This is a genomic window from Pseudomonas sp. R11-23-07, from assembly GCF_003852295.1.
Classification (GTDB): domain Bacteria; phylum Pseudomonadota; class Gammaproteobacteria; order Pseudomonadales; family Pseudomonadaceae; genus Aquipseudomonas.
Map to the genome: position 1 here is coordinate 490,318 of NZ_CP027761.1, position 15,054 is coordinate 505,371.

Consider the following 15,054-nt stretch of genomic DNA (forward strand, 5'->3'; position numbering starts at 1 on the left):
CAATCGGCCGCCGCTCAAGTCAGTCAGATGCGGAAGCGCCCGACCAGGGTTTGCAGGTAGATGCCCAGGCGTGCCAGCTCTGCGCTGGACGCCGCCGTTTCTTCGCTGGCTGAAGAGGTTTGTTCGGAGACATCGCGCACATTCAACACGCTGCGGTTGATCTCTTCGGCCACCGCGCTTTGCTGCTCGGCGGCCGTGGCGATCTGCGAGTTCATCGCCTGGATGGTCGAAACGGTACGTGTGATGTTCTCCAATGCGCTGCCGGCGCGGCGGGTCAGTTCGACACTGCTGTCGGTCAGGCCGCGGCTATTGTCCATGATGGTCGCCACCTGCTGGGTACCGTTTTGCAGGCCGACGATCAGTTCCTCGATCTCCTCGGTGGACTTCTGTGTGCGCTGGGCCAGGCTGCGCACTTCGTCGGCTACCACGGCGAAGCCACGCCCGGCTTCACCGGCACGCGCCGCTTCAATGGCCGCGTTCAGCGCCAGCAGGTTGGTTTGCTGGGCCACGGACTTGATCACGTCGAGCACGCTGCCGATTTTGTCGCTTTCGCGCTTCAGGTCTGCCATGGCGATCGTCGAATTGCCGACTTCGGTGGCCAGGCGCTCGATCTGGGCGATGGCTTCGCCAACCACCTTGTCGCCTTCACGGGCCTGCAGGTCGGCGGCCACGGCGGCTTCCGAGGCTTCTTCGGCATTGCGCGCAACTTCCTGCACGGTAGCGGCCATCTCGTTCATGGCCGTGGCTACCTGGTCGGTCTCGATCTTCTGACTGTTGACCCCGGCGCTGGTCTGTTCGGTTACTGCCGACAACTGCTCGGCGGCGCTGGCGATTTGCGTGACGCCATCGCTGATGCCGCCAATCAACTCGCGCAGGCCCACGGTCATGCTTTGCATGGCGCGTTGCAGTTGGCCGAGTTCATCCTGGCGGGCAGATTCCAGGTTGTGGCTCAGGTCGCCCGAGGCTACGCGTTCGGCGACCTTGAGGGTTTGATTGAGCGGAATGATGATCTGGCGAGTGATGGCCCAGGCGGCGAAGAGACCAAAACTCAGTGCCAGCAGGGCAGCCAGCAGCAACAGCCGTTTGGCTTGCGCGGCATCACTGTCGCGGACCACGGTTTGCGAGGCGGTGAGTGTGCTGCTGCGGTCCAGCAGAATGTCGCCTTGGACGTTCATGAGTTTCAGCGCAGCGGCGCTGGCCACCTGCGAGTCGCGGTACTGGCTGACCGCGGCGCGGTAGGCTTGCAGCGAGGCGCTGGCCTGTTGCAGGTTGGTCGAGAATTGGTCAGGTAGCTGGCCGTCAAGGGCGGCGATTTTCTTCAGCGTATTGTCGATGGCATCCAGCGCAGGCTGCTCGGCCTCGACTTTGCCACCGTAGGTGTAACCGCGAACCTGGAACCGCGCCTGCTGGATCAGCTTGCTCAGGTCGACGATGCTGTTGAACTGGCTGACGCTGTCGCCCTGTAACAGGGCCTTTTCCACTTCGCCGACTTTGAGCACCGCGTTGTCGGCGGTATCGCCGAGTTTGCTGCGCGCGTTTTCGCGATTGGCACCTGCCTGGACCATGGCGTCGAATGCACGCTTGTACTGGTCAACCGCCGCAAGTTGGTCATCGACCAACGCGATATCGGCGGGCTGTTCAATCAGCGCCCGCGCAGTTTTCAGGCCGCTTTCCAGTTGGCCGAGAAGGCCATTGACGGTTGCCGGGCCCTGTTCGCCACGACGCATTTCAAAGTCCAGTCGCGCGATGCGCAGGTCCTTGCTCAAGTCGTTGAGGCTGGCGATGTAGCCCAGTTTGTCGCCACGGCTTATCACGCTGGAAAGCCCGGTCCAGCCGGTGAGTGTGATGATTAACGTAAGCAGCAACACCAGGCCGAAGCCTACGCCCAGTTTGGTTTTGACGCTCACATTTCCGAGCTTTTCGGCCGACCAACGATACATGCTGCGAACTCCCCTGGAACAAGGCTTGGACTTATTCACAGGCTATCGGCATGTGCACGGGATTCTGTAGCGCCACCGATTCACTGGGGGAGGAGGCTTGCCCCGATCATCATAGAGCGTCCGTGACAGGCGCCTGAGGCAGCGCCGCACCCTTGGGCCACAACATCCAGATCTGCCCCTGTTGCTTCATGTTGCCCGCCAACTCGCCCGCTGCCTCGCCTGTGCCCCAGAACAAGTCTGCCCGCACTTCGCCGGTGATTGCGCCCCCGGTGTCCTGGGCTGCGACGGGTCTGGTGATGGCTGAACCGTCAGGTTTGGTGGTCGACAGCCACAACAGGCTGCCCAGCGGAATCACCTTGCGGTCCACCGCCACGCTGTACCCCGCCGTCAATGGCACATTCAGCGACCCGCGCGGCCCTTCGTTGCTGTCGGGGCGGGCGCTGAAGAATACATAGCTGGGGTTGCTCGCCAACAACTCTGGAATACGCTGCGGATGCGCCTTGGCCCAGGCGCTGATGGCACCCATGCTCACCTCTTCTTTTTTCAGTTCGCCTTGCTCGACCAGCCAGCGGCCGATAGGGCGGTAGGGATAGCCGTTCTGGTCGCCATACCCCACGCGCAGTTGACGTCCACCGGCCAGTTGAATACGGCCAGAGCCCTGGATCTGCAGGAATTGCAGGTCCATCGGATCGGTCAGCCAGGCTATCGGCTTGGCGGTCGAGCCTTGGCCGGTGATGGTGCTGGCATCGTCATACGGCTTGAGCACGCGGCCTTCCAGGCGGCCGCGCAGGCGTTTGCCCTTGAGTTCCGGGTAGATTGCTTCCAGGTTGACGATAATAAGGTCGTCCGGCACGCCGTACACCGGCACATGCGCGGTGGCGGTTTCGGTCAGGCTGCCGGGGTAGACCGGCTCGTAGTAGCCGGTGATCAGGCCGTTCGGGGTGTTGTCGGCTGAACGCAGGCCGAATACATCCAGGCGCTCTTTAAGAAACCCGCGAACCGCCATGGCATTGCCCGGTACGCTGGCTGCCGCTGCGCAGGTCGCGCTCCAGATCGGGTCGGCCTTGAGGCGCTGACAGGCACTGCGCCAGGATTCGAAGCCCGCCAGCAAGTCGCTGTCGGAAACCGCCGGCAGCGCTTCCCACGGAGCGCTCACGTAAGTGGCGACGGCATGGGGTTTGGGCGCCTCTTCTTTGGCTGTCTCTTTGCCAGCGTCTTTGCCCACGTCGCAGCCGGCCAGCAGCGCGATCATCGGTAGAGCCCACGCCAGGCGGCTCCAGGGTTTCCAATTGACATTCATGCACGTAATTCCTGAAGCGATTGCCCGTGCTTTATCGCGCTTGGGCAACCTTGTTATTAATAGGGCTATTGGCCTTTGCGGAGGGGGCGGGGATACTGACCGCCGTTTCCGTGACCCTGAGCCACCATGACTTTAAAAAATATGACCGTTGTAGTGTTGGCCTGCCTGGCCTTGTCCGCCTGCGGCGGGGTTGACCCCAATTCCCCCCTGGGCCAGCGCAAGGCGATCTTCAAACAGATGCTCAAGACCGCCGAAGGCCTGGGCGGCATGTTGCGCGGGCGCATCCCTTTCGACGGCGCCCAGTTCGCCGACGGCGCGGTCAAGCTGGACGCGTTGTCCCATCAACCCTGGCAGCACTTCCCGAACGTGCGTGAAGCGGACCACACCAGTGCCAGGGACGAGGTGTGGCAAAAGCAGGCGCAATTCCAGCAAATGGCCCGCGACCTTGAAGCGGCCACCGGTGAATTGGTGATCGCAAGCCGGGTCCAGCCCTATAAGGCCAGCAATCTGCAACCTGCAGTGCAGAAGGTTGAAGATGCCTGCAGCGCCTGCCATAAGCAGTTTCGGGACCACTGAGCGGTTTACTGGTCGAGTTCTTCCACCGCATCCTGCAGTTCTTTGCGCGATTCGGCGAGCTTGTCCTTGCGCTTGTTGATCTTGTCCGGATCGCCTTTTTTCATGGCCTTGTCGAGGTCGGCCTGACGGCGGCTGACTTCGTGCTTGGCATCCAGCACCTTGTTTTCGCGTTCTTTCTTCAGCGATGCGTCAGTGCAGTTGGCGGTGACCTCGCTCAGGGCTTTTTCCAGGCCGGCCTGTTGGGCGCTGTTGCCATGGGCCTTGGCCTGTTCGATCTGGGTGCTGATGGCCTGGCGCTTGGCGGCGCAGCCGGTCAGTTCGGGCGCTTCGTCGGCGGCCAGCAGCGGCGTGGCCATGAAGCTTGCGACAGTCAGTAAGGCAAGAGGGGCAAGAAATTTCATATAAGGACTCCAAGTAGCATTCAGAGGGTCGGGCCGGACTCAGAAACCGTCTATACCGGCTTCACGTAATGTTTCAGCCAATGCCTGGACCTGCGGGTCGCGGAAAAAGGCGCTCAGTTGCGCTGCGCGGCCCGGGCCGATGCCGTCTGAGGCCAGCCAGGCTTGGGTGTCTTTGGCGACCAGGGTATGCCAGTCGCCCTCCAGGTTGTTGCGCGCCGCAGGCGGTACGCCCAGGGCTTTGAGCCACTGTGCAAACGGGCGTTGCCGGGCGCTGTGAATACTGTCGAGCACCCGCGCGCGGGTGCGTTCGCCGAAGCCATCAATGTTAGCAAGCTCTGCCGCATCCAGGGTCAACCAATCGAGAAAGCCTGCGATTAGACCGGCCTGGATCAATACGTTCCAGGTTTCCCGCCCCATATGTGGCAAGGCCAGGCCCTGGTTGCTGCTCAGCCAGGTGAGGCGCGAGAGCAGTTGCTCCTCGCAGCCAGGGTCCAGCTGCCAGCAGCTCAAGGCGTGAAAGTCTCGAGTATCGGGTACTGGCACTTCCACTCGGGTGTTGTTGCGCAGGATCACCTCGTCGAGCCGGGGAATGACCTGGCCGGCAAGGCTGATGGATACCTGATCGCCGGGCCGGATGTCGAGGGCCTGCCAGTTTCTCAACGAACCCGCGCTGACTCGGCTGATTTGCCGGTCATCCAGTCGCACCGGTTCCAGTTCGAGAATCGGTGTGATACGCCCGGTACGCCCGATCCTGAACTGCACTTTGCGTACCAGTGCCAGCGCTTTGGTCGCAGGGTACTTCCAGGCCACCGCCCAGTAAGGTGCGCTGGCTTGCCAACGTTTGGCGGGTGCGCGCGCAGCCTGGTGCAACACCACCCCGTCGCTGGCGAACGGCAACGGATGGTTGTACCAATGTGTACGCCAGCGCGTGGCATCGCTGATGCTGTCGATGGACTGGCTATACCGCTGGCTGTCGGTGAACCCCCAACGTGCCAGCGTGGCCAGGCGCTCGGTGAAGCTCGCCGGGCCTTCGGGCCAGGCCCAGACGAACAACCCGATCCCGCCCGCCTCGGTGTCGCTCAATTGGCGTCGGTTCATCAAGCCGGCCACTTTGCTACGCGCGTTGAGCCCGCCGTTTGCCGACTGTACGTGACCGTCGAGGCGCCAGTAGAGCTCGCCTTGCAGCACGGCGTCGACGGGCTCCGGCAGTTGCTGGACGATACCCGGCATCTTGCGCGCGGAAGCTGTCCAATCGTGACCGAGCAGGCCATCGCCGCGGCTGATGAGTTGGTGCAGCTGGCCCTTGCGATACACCAGGGTCACGGCTACCCCGTCGACCTTGGGTTGAATCCAGACGTCCTGGCGGGTGCTGAGCCACTCACCCACATCGGACGCGTCCAGCAGCTTCTCCAGGCCGGTATGCGCGACCGGGTGGCGTAGTGTGCCGCGTGAGCTTGCCAGCGGGTTGTCAGCCCTGGGTGTGGGTTGAAGGTCACATTTGCGCCAATGAGTCAGGCGTTGGCGGGCCTGGTCGTACAGTTCATCGCTGATGGGGGATTGACCCTGTCGATGGTAGACGTCATCCCACTGGCTGACCTGCCTGGACAACGTGTCGATTTGGGATCGGGCGTCCTCGGGACAGTCATCGGCCCAGGCCCAGCACGGTAGAAAGCCGATCAGGAGAACCATTAACGCGCGCATCGGGAGCATCCTTGCTCGAAAAGGGCGTTCAGCCTAAGTGATCCGCACGGCCACAAAAAAGCCCTGACCGAGCGGGGCTTTTTACCGGGTGTTTCTGCGTGCTTGAACCAGCCGTCCAACGTGTCCGGCGCGTCGTGGTTATCAGCCTCGGCCGCCCGATTTGCTGGCCCGCGTCGACTTCGGCCTCGGTTTCAACGATTTTGTTGCAACCTTTGAAAATCAAAAAGCCCCGCCGGGCGAACCTGGCGGGGCTTTGGCAGCCGCGAACGATTACAGACCGGCAGCGGTACGCAGGTCGTTGGCGCGGTCGGTTTTTTCCCAGGTGAAGGTAGTGAAGGTGTCGTCGCCGACCGTCTTCTGCGCAGGGGTACGACCGAAGTGGCCGTAGGCTGCGGTTTCCTGGTACATCGGGTGCAGCAGGTCGAGCATGGTGGTGATCGCGTAAGGGCGCAGGTCGAAGATCTCGCGCACCAGCTTGACGATCTTGTCATCGCTGATCTTGCCGGTACCAAAGGTATTCAGCGAGATCGAAGTAGGCTGGGCCACGCCGATGGCGTAGGACACCTGAATCTCGCAACGTTCAGCCAGGCCGGCGGCGACGATGTTCTTGGCCACGTAACGACCGGCGTAGGCTGCGGAACGGTCGACCTTGGATGGATCCTTGCCGGAGAACGCGCCACCACCGTGACGGGCCATGCCGCCGTAGCTGTCGACGATGATCTTGCGACCGGTCAGGCCGCAGTCGCCCACCGGGCCGCCGATGATGAACTGGCCGGTCGGGTTGATGTGGAACTGGGTGTCCTTGCTCAGCAGCTCGGCAGGCAGTACGTGCTTGACGATCAGCTCCATTACGCCTTCGCGCAGGTCTTTGTAGGAGACATCCTGGTTGTGCTGGGTGGACAGTACGACGGCGTCGATACCCACCACTTTGCCGCCTTCGTAGCGGCAGGTGACCTGGGACTTGGCGTCCGGGCGCAGCCACGGCAGCAGGCCGGATTTACGTGCTTCGGCTTGGCGCTGTACCAACTGGTGAGAGAAGGTGATCGGTGCGGGCATCAGCACCTCGGTTTCGTTGCTGGCGTAGCCGAACATCAGGCCCTGGTCGCCAGCGCCTTGATCTTCAGGCTTGGCGCGGTCGACGCCCTGGTTGATGTCGGGGGACTGCTTGCCGATGATGTTCATCACGCCGCAGGTCGCGCCGTCAAAGCCGACGTCGGAGCTGTTGTAGCCGATGTCGGTGATCACGTCGCGCACGATCTGTTCCAGGTCGACCCAGGCCGTGGTGGTGACTTCGCCGGCGATGATCGCCACGCCCGTTTTCACCAGAGTCTCGCACGCCACACGGGCGAACTTGTCTTCAGCAATGATGGCGTCCAGCACCGCGTCAGAAATCTGGTCGGCGATTTTGTCCGGATGCCCTTCAGACACGGACTCGGAGGTGAAAAGGGAGTATTCGCTCATCTCGATGTTTTCCTGATATTTACCGATGGTGAGTGTCGCCAGCCGGTCGCTGAAAATGGCGGACCTGAATCTGGAAACCATTACGTAAACCTACATAGAGGCTTTCCCCGGGAACGAGTCCCGCAGCGGTGGCCCAACGGGCCAGATCGTCCTGTTCAAAACCCAACCAGAGATCACCGCAGGCCTCCCTGGCCCAATTCTGGTTGTGGCTGCATAAATCCGTTACCAGCAGGCTGCCGCCGGGGTGCAGCAACCCGGCCATTTGCTTGAGCGCGTCGGCGGGGACGGCAAAGTGGTGCAAGACCATGTTCAGCACCACGCAATCGGCCCGCAGGCGGGTGTCGCTCAAGGCGTCGGCCAGTTGCAGGCGGACATTGCCCAACGCCTCGCGTTCACACAGCTGGCGCGCCAGTTCAAGCATCGCCGGGCTGTTGTCCAGCGCCGTCACCTGGCCAAAGCGCCGCGCCAGGTCCGGCAGGAAACCGCCGTCGCCAGGGCCGACTTCCAGGGCCGTGGCCTCATTGCTGAAGCTCAGCTTGTCCAGCAGCGCCAGTACGCTTTCGCGGTACTGGGGCAAGCCGGCGATCAGGTCTTGCTGAGCACGAAATTTCTCGGCAACCCGTGCGAAAAAATCCTGGCTGGCAGCGGCGCGTTGTCCGTGAACCTGACTGACGCGTGACTGTACGTCGCTCGGCAGGTCCAGGCTGTCCACTTCGTCGAGCAGGGCGGCGTGCAGTTTGCCGCCGAGCAGTTCGGTGTGGGGCAGGGCGCGACGGTAAAAAATTGCATTGCCTTCGCGGCGGGTCGCCACCAGGTCGGCCTGGGCCAGTACCTTCAGATGATGGCTCATGCCGGACTGGCCGATGGCGAAGATCTGCGCCAGTTCCAATACGCCGAAGGAATCGTTGGCCAGTGCGCGCAAGACGTTCAAGCGCAGCGGATCACCTGCAGCCTTGCAAAGGGCAGCCAGTTCATCGCCGTCGTCAGGACGCAGGGAGGGCACGGGTAGGTTCATAAGGCCAGCAGTCTAGTGACGGGTGGTAATCGCCGCAAGGCCAATATCAAAAAGTTTTGATATTGATCGATAAGTGGCAGTTATAAGCGGGCGCTATAACCTTTGGACGAACCGGCATCCGAGTTCTGCAAGGGATTGGCGGGCAAACCACAGGAAAAACCGCTTCAAGTGACTATCTGTCATTGCCCGCAGGCGGTGGCTGAGGGAAAATGCCGGTCCTTTTTTCCGTTTCTTTGTTCAAGCCCCCAGGAGATCAGCGATGCCCAGCCGTCGTGAGCGTGCCAACGCCATTCGTGCCCTCAGCATGGATGCCGTGCAAAAAGCCAACAGCGGCCATCCCGGTGCCCCGATGGGCATGGCGGATATCGCCGAAGTACTTTGGCGTGACTACCTGAAGCACAACCCGAGCAACCCGTCGTTCGCCGACCGTGACCGTTTCGTACTGTCCAACGGCCACGGCTCGATGCTGATCTACTCGCTGCTGCACCTGAGCGGCTACGACGTCACCATCGATGACCTCAAGAGCTTCCGCCAGTTGCACAGCCGCACCCCGGGCCACCCGGAATTCGGCTACACCCCAGGCGTCGAGACCACCACCGGTCCCCTGGGCCAGGGCCTCGCTAACGCGGTTGGCTTCGCGCTGGCTGAAAAAGTCTTGGGCGCGCAGTTCAACCGCCCCGGCCACGATATCGTCGATCACCACACCTACGTATTTTTGGGTGATGGCTGCATGATGGAAGGCATTTCCCACGAAGTCGCTTCCCTGGCCGGCACCCTGGGCCTGGGCAAGCTGATTGCCTTCTACGATGACAACGGCATTTCCATCGACGGCGAAGTCGAAGGCTGGTTCACCGATGACACCCCCAAGCGTTTCGAAGCCTACAACTGGCAGGTGATCCGCAACGTCGACGGCCACGATCCGGAAGAAATCAAGATCGCCATCGACACCGCTCGCAAGAGCGCGCAGCCGACCCTGATCTGCTGCAAGACCACCATCGGCTTCGGTTCGCCGAACAAGCAAGGCAAGGAAGACTGCCACGGCGCCCCGCTGGGTGACGCGGAAATCGCCCTGACTCGCGAAGCGCTGAAGTGGAACCACGGCCCGTTCGAGATCCCGGCCGACATCTACGCCGAGTGGGACGCCAAGGAAAAAGGCCTGGCCACCGAAGCCGAGTGGGACCAGCGCTTCGCTGCCTACTCCGCCGAGTTCCCTGAGCTTGCCAATGAGCTGGTACGCCGCCTGGCCGGTGACCTGCCGGCCGATTTCTCGGAAAAAGCCTCGGCCTACATCGCCGAAGTCGCGGCCAAGGGCGAGACCATCGCCAGCCGTAAAGCCAGCCAGAACACCCTGAACGCCTTTGGCCCTCTGCTGCCTGAGTTCCTCGGCGGTTCGGCCGACCTGGCCGGTTCCAACCTGACGTTGTGGAAAGGCTGCAAAGGCGTGTCGGCCGAAGACGCCAGCGGCAACTACATGTACTACGGCGTGCGCGAGTTCGGCATGAGCGCCATCATGAACGGCGTGTCCCTGCACGGCGGCCTGGTGCCTTACGGCGCGACCTTTCTGATGTTCATGGAGTACGCACGTAACGCGGTACGCATGGCCGCGCTGATGAAGAAGCGCGTGATCCATGTGTACACCCACGACTCCATCGGCCTGGGCGAAGACGGCCCGACGCACCAGCCGGTCGAGCAATTGACCAGCCTGCGCACCACGCCGAACCTGGATTGCTGGCGCCCTGCCGACGCGGTGGAATCCGCCGTGGCCTGGAAGCACGCGATCGAGCGCAAGGACGGCCCTTCGGCGCTGATCTTCTCGCGCCAGAACTTGCAACACCAGGTGCGTACCGACGCACAGATCGCCGACATCAGCCGTGGTGGCTACGTGCTCAAGGACTGCATCGGCGAGCCGGAGCTGATCCTGATCTCTACCGGTTCCGAAGTGGGCCTGACCGTTCAGGCGTACGACAAGCTGACCGCGCAGGGCCGCAACGTTCGCGTGGTGTCCATGCCGTGCACCAGCGTGTTCGAAGCCCAGGACGCCGGCTACAAGCAATCGGTATTGCCGTTGCAGGTCAGCGCGCGTATCGCCATTGAGGCGGCTCACGCCGACTACTGGTACAAGTACGTAGGCCTGGAAGGCCGCGTGATCGGCATGACCACCTACGGTGAGTCGGCGCCGGCGCCCGCCTTGTTCGAAGAGTTCGGTTTCACCCTGGAAAACATCCTGGGCCAGGCTGAAGAGTTGTTGGAAGACTAAGCCAGTCTGCGTTGTCTGCACTGACGCCATCGCGGGCAAGCCCACTCCCACATTTGGATTGCGGTCCAATGTGGGAGGGGGCTTGCCCGCGATGGCGTCAGAACATTCAACACCGAACTAACCTTGATCGAGAACCCCATGCCCCAACCGCGTCCCTACAAAGTTGCACTCAACGGCTACGGCCGCATTGGTCGTTGCGTCTTGCGTGCTCTGTTCGAGCGAGGGGCGACGGCAGGGTTTGAAATTGTCGCGATCAACGACTTGGCCGACATGGCCAGCATCGAATACCTGACACGCTTCGACTCCACCCATGGCCGCTTCCCTGGCGAAGTGCGGGTCGAGGGCGATTGTCTGCATATCAATGGCGACTGCGTAAAAGTACTGCGCAGTGCCACCCCCGAGGGCATCGACTGGGCGGCGCTGGGCGTCGACCTGGTGTTGGAATGCTCCGGTGCCTACCATACTCGTGCCGACGGCCAGCGTTTTCTCGATGCCGGCGCTCCGCGCGTGCTGTTTTCCCAGCCGATGGCCAGCGAAGCGGATGTGGACGCCACCGTCGTCTACGGCATCAACCAGGATTGCCTGACCGGCGCCGAGCTGCTGGTGTCCAACGCCTCGTGTACCACCAACTGCAGCGTGCCGTTGTTGCGCCTGCTGGACCAGGCGATCGGCCTGGACTACGTGTCGATCACCACGATCCACTCGGCCATGAACGACCAACCGGTGATCGACGCCTATCACCACGAGGACCTGCGCCGCACGCGCTCGGCGTTCCAGTCAGTGATTCCGGTGTCCACCGGCCTGGCGCGTGGTATCGAGCGATTGCTGCCGGAACTTGCCGGGCGAATCCAGGCCAAAGCGGTACGGGTGCCGACGGTGAACGTGTCCTGTCTGGACATCACCATGCAAACCGTGAGCGACACCGATGCGGCCGAGGTCAACCGGATATTGCGCGACGCCGCCACCAGCGGCCCGCTCAAAGGCTTGCTGGCCTACACCGAGTTGCCCCACGCCAGCTGCGATTTCAACCATGACCCGCATTCGGCGATTGTCGATGCCAGCCAGACCCGCGTTTCCGGCCCGAGGCTGGTGAACATCCTGGCCTGGTTCGACAACGAATGGGGCTTTGCCAACCGAATGCTCGATGTTGCAGAACACTATCTGCAAGTGGCTTCCAAACAACCTCAACAGTAATTCAGGAACTGCGACCCATGACCGTGTTGAAGATGACCGACCTCGATCTGCAAGGTAAGCGCGTACTGATTCGCGAAGACCTCAACGTCCCAGTCAAGGACGGTGTTGTCACCAGCGATGCGCGAATCCTGGCCTCGCTGCCGACCATCAAGCTGGCCCTGGAAAAAGGCGCGGCCGTGATGGTCTGCTCCCACCTGGGTCGCCCGACCGAAGGTGAGTTCTCCGCCGAAAACAGCCTCAAGCCGGTGGCCGAATACCTGAGCAAGGCCCTGGGCCGCGACGTACCGTTGGTGGCTGACTACCTGGGCGGCGTTGACGTCAAGCCTGGCGAGATCGTGCTGTTCGAAAACGTGCGCTTCAACAAGGGCGAGAAAAAGAACAGCGACGAGCTGGCCCAGCAATACGCGGCGCTGTGCGACGTATTCGTGATGGACGCCTTCGGCACCGCCCACCGCGCCGAAGGCTCGACCCACGGCGTGGCCAAGTTCGCCAAGGTCGCCGCTGCCGGCCCGCTGCTGGCCGCTGAGCTGGATGCGCTGGGCAAGGCCCTGGGCGCTCCGGCACAACCGATGGCCGCCATCGTCGCCGGTTCCAAGGTCTCCACCAAGCTGGACGTACTCAACAGCCTTAGCCAGATCTGCAATCAGCTGATCGTCGGCGGCGGCATTGCCAACACCTTCCTGGCCGCAGCCGGCCACCCGGTGGGCAAGTCCCTGTACGAGCCGGACCTGCTCGACACTGCCCGCGCCATCGCCGCCAAAGTCAGCGTGCCGCTGCCGGTGGACGTGGTGGTCGCCAAGGAATTCGCCGAAAGCGCCGAAGCCACCGTCAAGCTCATCGCTGACGTGGCCGCCGACGACATGATCCTGGATATCGGCCCGCAAACCGCAGCCAACTTCGCTGAGCTGTTGAAAGCCTCCCAGACCATCCTGTGGAACGGCCCGGTCGGCGTATTCGAGTTCGACCAATTCGGCAATGGCACCAAGGTGTTGGCCAAAGCCATCGCTGAAAGCTCGGCATTCTCCATCGCGGGGGGTGGCGACACTCTGGCGGCTATCGATAAATATGGCGTTGCTGATCAGATCTCCTACATTTCTACCGGTGGCGGTGCGTTCCTCGAGTTCGTCGAGGGCAAAGTACTGCCGGCCGTTGAAGTGCTGGAAACCCGAGCCAAAGGTTAAGGCGCGCGTGATCAGGAAAAAGGAGCGTCCCATGATCAAGTCGTTGGCACTGGTGATAGCAGTGGGCCTGTTGGCTGGCTGCAGCAGCACGCCAAGCGCGGCGCCCGAGGCGGATAAAGCCACGGCACCGCTGAAAAAAAACTGCTACCAGGCCGACTGGCAAGCCGAGACCATGCCGGTGATCAACAAGCGCATGGGCAATGACCGGCTGGAGAAATACGACTCCGCGCCCAACGGTCAGGAACAGGGTTGCCCTTGACGGGTCTGATCCACTAACCCACAGCAATGGCGGCCTTGTGTCGCCCTGCGAGGATTGGCAATGAAAGGCGCTATCGCCCTGGCAACCCTGGCCTTGTTGGCCGGTTGCAGCAGCATGAACATGTTCGACAAGGCTGGGCCGGAAGGTAAATGGACGACGTGGACCTGCGACAGCAAGGCCGAGGTCAATTGGCGCTTCGCCAACCCAGCCCGCACTGAGGTGGATGTACGCCTCGGAGGTTCCGACCAGGTTTATCGCCTCAAGCAGGACGTGGCGGCTTCGGGCGTGCTGTACAGCAATGATCAGCTGGCGTTTCACACCAAGGGTGAGGAAGGCCTGATTTACTGGACGGCCACGGATGATTTGATTGGGCGCGGCTGTAAGGCCCAATAAGGTCTCGAATGTGACGAGATCCAAATGTGGGAGGGGGCTTGCCCCCGATTACGGTAGGTCAGCCAGCACACAGGTGTCTGGCAAACCGCTATCGGGAGCAAGCCCCCTCCCACATTAAATCCGGTTCCAAAGTGACATAGGTTGTGAGCCGGACACTGCAATAACGATTCAGCAGCACAAGGCTCAACCCCTTGATCTGCAATAACTTGAATAGCAGCCGCCGCTACGGCAGGCTTGCACGATTAACGACCCTCGACCGGGAGAGACAACACAATGGCACTTATCAGCATGCGTCAAATGCTGGACCACGCAGCCGAGTTCGGCTACGGCGTTCCAGCCTTTAACGTCAACAACCTTGAGCAGATGCGCGCCATCATGGAAGCCGCTGACAAGACCGACTCCCCCGTGATCGTCCAGGCTTCGGCTGGTGCCCGCAAATACGCCGGTGCGCCGTTCCTGCGCCACCTGATCCTCGCGGCCATCGAAGAATTCCCGCACATCCCGGTGTGCATGCACCAGGACCACGGCACCAGCCCTGACGTGTGCCAGCGCTCGATCCAGCTGGGCTTCAGCTCGGTGATGATGGACGGCTCTCTCGGCGAGGACGGCAAGACCCCAACCGACTACGAGTACAACGTACGCGTTACCCAACAAACCGTGGCCATGGCTCACGCCTGCGGCGTATCGGTTGAAGGCGAGCTGGGCTGCCTGGGTTCCCTGGAAACCGGCATGGCCGGCGAAGAAGACGGCATCGGCGCCGAAGGCGTGCTGGATCACAGCCAGATGCTGACCGACCCGGAAGAAGCCGCCGACTTCGTCAAGAAGACCCAGGTAGATGCCCTGGCCATCGCCATCGGCACCAGCCACGGCGCCTACAAGTTCACCAAGCCACCGACCGGCGACGTGCTGGCCATCGACCGCATCAAGGAAATCCACAAACGCATCCCCAACACCCACCTGGTGATGCACGGTTCTTCCTCGGTACCGCAAGAGTGGCTGGCAATCATCAACCAGTACGGCGGCGACATCAAAGAAACCTACGGCGTACCGGTTGAAGAAATCGTCGAAGGCATCAAGTACGGCGTGCGCAAGGTCAACATCGACACTGACCTGCGTCTGGCCTCCACGGGCGCGATGCGTCGCCTGATGGCCACCAACCCGAGTGAGTTCGACCCGCGTAAATTCTTCGGCGCTACCGTGACTGCAATGCGTGATGTGTGTATTGCACGTTATGAAGCGTTTGGTACTGCGGGTAATGCTTCGAAGATCAAGCCGATCTCGTTGGAAGCGATGTACCAGCGGTATTTGAAAGGTGAGTTGAACGCTAAGGTCAATTAAGCCTCCGCGTTTAAAAGGAAGCCCGCAGTGATGCGGGC

13 protein-coding genes and 1 pseudogene are annotated in these 15,054 nt (G+C 61.8%); 7 read left to right on the top strand and 7 right to left on the bottom strand.

Translation table 11 applies throughout. The annotated features are described in order from the left end of the window. Positions 1-23: 23 nt before the first annotated feature. The 3 genes and pseudogenes from C4J84_RS26645 to C4J84_RS02070 all read right to left on the bottom strand — a co-directional run bounded on the left by C4J84_RS26645 (position 24) and on the right by C4J84_RS02070 (position 3,240). Positions 24-896 (bottom strand): methyl-accepting chemotaxis protein, encoded by an 873-nt coding sequence (locus C4J84_RS26645; RefSeq protein ID WP_372237489.1) that lies wholly within the window; start codon positions 894-896, stop codon positions 24-26. Further along, positions 882-1,940, bottom strand: a pseudogene (locus C4J84_RS26650) (methyl-accepting chemotaxis protein); the annotation flags it as partial. The pseudogene C4J84_RS26650 and the gene C4J84_RS26645, both read right to left, overlap by 15 nt. 109 nt (positions 1,941-2,049) lie before the next feature. Next, positions 2,050-3,240, bottom strand: coding sequence for a murein transglycosylase A (locus C4J84_RS02070; RefSeq protein ID WP_124369289.1), 1,191 nt, complete (start codon positions 3,238-3,240; stop codon positions 2,050-2,052). A 126-nt stretch (positions 3,241-3,366) separates the two neighbouring features. Here C4J84_RS02070 and C4J84_RS02075 point away from each other — a divergent pair, with 126 nt between their 5' ends. Then, positions 3,367-3,816, top strand: a complete 450-nt coding sequence (locus C4J84_RS02075) for a cytochrome c (protein ID WP_124369290.1) — start codon at positions 3,367-3,369, stop codon at positions 3,814-3,816. Between the two features lie 5 nt (positions 3,817-3,821). On the opposite strand, the gene C4J84_RS02080 is transcribed toward C4J84_RS02075, so the two are convergent. From C4J84_RS02080 to C4J84_RS02095, 4 genes are all read right to left on the bottom strand, one after another. Further along, positions 3,822-4,217 carry a DUF1090 domain-containing protein gene (locus tag C4J84_RS02080; RefSeq protein WP_124360899.1) on the bottom strand — a complete coding sequence of 132 codons (396 nt, stop codon included), beginning with the start codon at positions 4,215-4,217 and terminating at the stop codon, positions 3,822-3,824. Positions 4,218-4,256: 39 nt separating this feature from the next. Continuing rightward, complete coding sequence (ligB, locus tag C4J84_RS02085) at positions 4,257-5,918, bottom strand: NAD-dependent DNA ligase LigB (protein ID WP_124369291.1); 1,662 nt, start codon at positions 5,916-5,918, stop codon at positions 4,257-4,259. A 270-nt stretch (positions 5,919-6,188) separates the two neighbouring features. Then, entirely contained in the window at positions 6,189-7,379 is a 1,191-nt protein-coding gene (metK, locus tag C4J84_RS02090; protein ID WP_124369292.1) for a methionine adenosyltransferase, read from the bottom strand. Between the two features lie 19 nt (positions 7,380-7,398). Next, on the bottom strand, positions 7,399-8,394 hold the full coding sequence (locus C4J84_RS02095; RefSeq protein WP_124360903.1) for a metalloregulator ArsR/SmtB family transcription factor: 996 nt from the start codon (positions 8,392-8,394) through the stop codon (positions 7,399-7,401). Positions 8,395-8,653: 259 nt separating this feature from the next. Here C4J84_RS02095 and tkt point away from each other — a divergent pair, with 259 nt between their 5' ends. The 6 genes from tkt to fba all read left to right on the top strand — a co-directional run bounded on the left by tkt (position 8,654) and on the right by fba (position 15,016). Beyond that, entirely contained in the window at positions 8,654-10,651 is a 1,998-nt protein-coding gene (tkt, locus tag C4J84_RS02100; protein WP_124360904.1) for a transketolase, read from the top strand. A 138-nt stretch (positions 10,652-10,789) separates the two neighbouring features. After that, positions 10,790-11,845, top strand: a complete 1,056-nt coding sequence (epd, locus tag C4J84_RS02105; RefSeq protein WP_124369293.1) for an erythrose-4-phosphate dehydrogenase — start codon at positions 10,790-10,792, stop codon at positions 11,843-11,845. A 17-nt stretch (positions 11,846-11,862) separates the two neighbouring features. Continuing rightward, positions 11,863-13,026: a phosphoglycerate kinase gene (locus C4J84_RS02110; RefSeq protein WP_124369294.1), complete on the top strand. Its 1,164-nt coding sequence runs from the start codon at positions 11,863-11,865 to the stop codon at positions 13,024-13,026. 31 nt (positions 13,027-13,057) lie between these two features. Then, entirely contained in the window at positions 13,058-13,285 is a 228-nt protein-coding gene (locus C4J84_RS02115; protein WP_124369295.1) for a hypothetical protein, read from the top strand. Positions 13,286-13,345: 60 nt separating this feature from the next. Continuing rightward, entirely contained in the window at positions 13,346-13,678 is a 333-nt protein-coding gene (locus C4J84_RS02120) for an MliC family protein (protein WP_124369296.1), read from the top strand. A gap of 273 nt (positions 13,679-13,951) precedes the next feature. Beyond that, positions 13,952-15,016: a class II fructose-bisphosphate aldolase gene (gene fba / locus C4J84_RS02125; protein ID WP_003177554.1), complete on the top strand. Its 1,065-nt coding sequence runs from the start codon at positions 13,952-13,954 to the stop codon at positions 15,014-15,016. Positions 15,017-15,054 lie beyond the last annotated feature (38 nt).

Excerpts from the sequence above, each read along its gene's own strand:
- C4J84_RS02095 (WP_124360903.1), bottom strand. The coding sequence starts at position 8,394 with ATGAACCTACCCGTGCCCTCCCTGCGTCCTGACGACGGCGATGAACTG.
- fba (WP_003177554.1), top strand. The coding sequence starts at position 13,952 with ATGGCACTTATCAGCATGCGTCAAATGCTGGACCACGCAGCCGAGTTC.
- C4J84_RS02115 (WP_124369295.1), top strand. The coding sequence starts at position 13,058 with ATGATCAAGTCGTTGGCACTGGTGATAGCAGTGGGCCTGTTGGCTGGC.
- metK (WP_124369292.1), bottom strand. The coding sequence starts at position 7,379 with ATGAGCGAATACTCCCTTTTCACCTCCGAGTCCGTGTCTGAAGGGCAT.
- C4J84_RS02110 (WP_124369294.1), top strand. The coding sequence starts at position 11,863 with ATGACCGTGTTGAAGATGACCGACCTCGATCTGCAAGGTAAGCGCGTA.
- C4J84_RS02075 (WP_124369290.1), top strand. The coding sequence starts at position 3,367 with ATGACTTTAAAAAATATGACCGTTGTAGTGTTGGCCTGCCTGGCCTTG.
- C4J84_RS02120 (WP_124369296.1), top strand. The coding sequence starts at position 13,346 with ATGAAAGGCGCTATCGCCCTGGCAACCCTGGCCTTGTTGGCCGGTTGC.
- C4J84_RS02080 (WP_124360899.1), bottom strand. The coding sequence starts at position 4,217 with ATGAAATTTCTTGCCCCTCTTGCCTTACTGACTGTCGCAAGCTTCATG.
- epd (WP_124369293.1), top strand. The coding sequence starts at position 10,790 with ATGCCCCAACCGCGTCCCTACAAAGTTGCACTCAACGGCTACGGCCGC.
- tkt (WP_124360904.1), top strand. The coding sequence starts at position 8,654 with ATGCCCAGCCGTCGTGAGCGTGCCAACGCCATTCGTGCCCTCAGCATG.
- C4J84_RS26645 (WP_372237489.1), bottom strand. The coding sequence starts at position 896 with ATGCAAAGCATGACCGTGGGCCTGCGCGAGTTGATTGGCGGCATCAGC.
- C4J84_RS02070 (WP_124369289.1), bottom strand. The coding sequence starts at position 3,240 with ATGAATGTCAATTGGAAACCCTGGAGCCGCCTGGCGTGGGCTCTACCG.
- ligB (WP_124369291.1), bottom strand. The coding sequence starts at position 5,918 with ATGCGCGCGTTAATGGTTCTCCTGATCGGCTTTCTACCGTGCTGGGCC.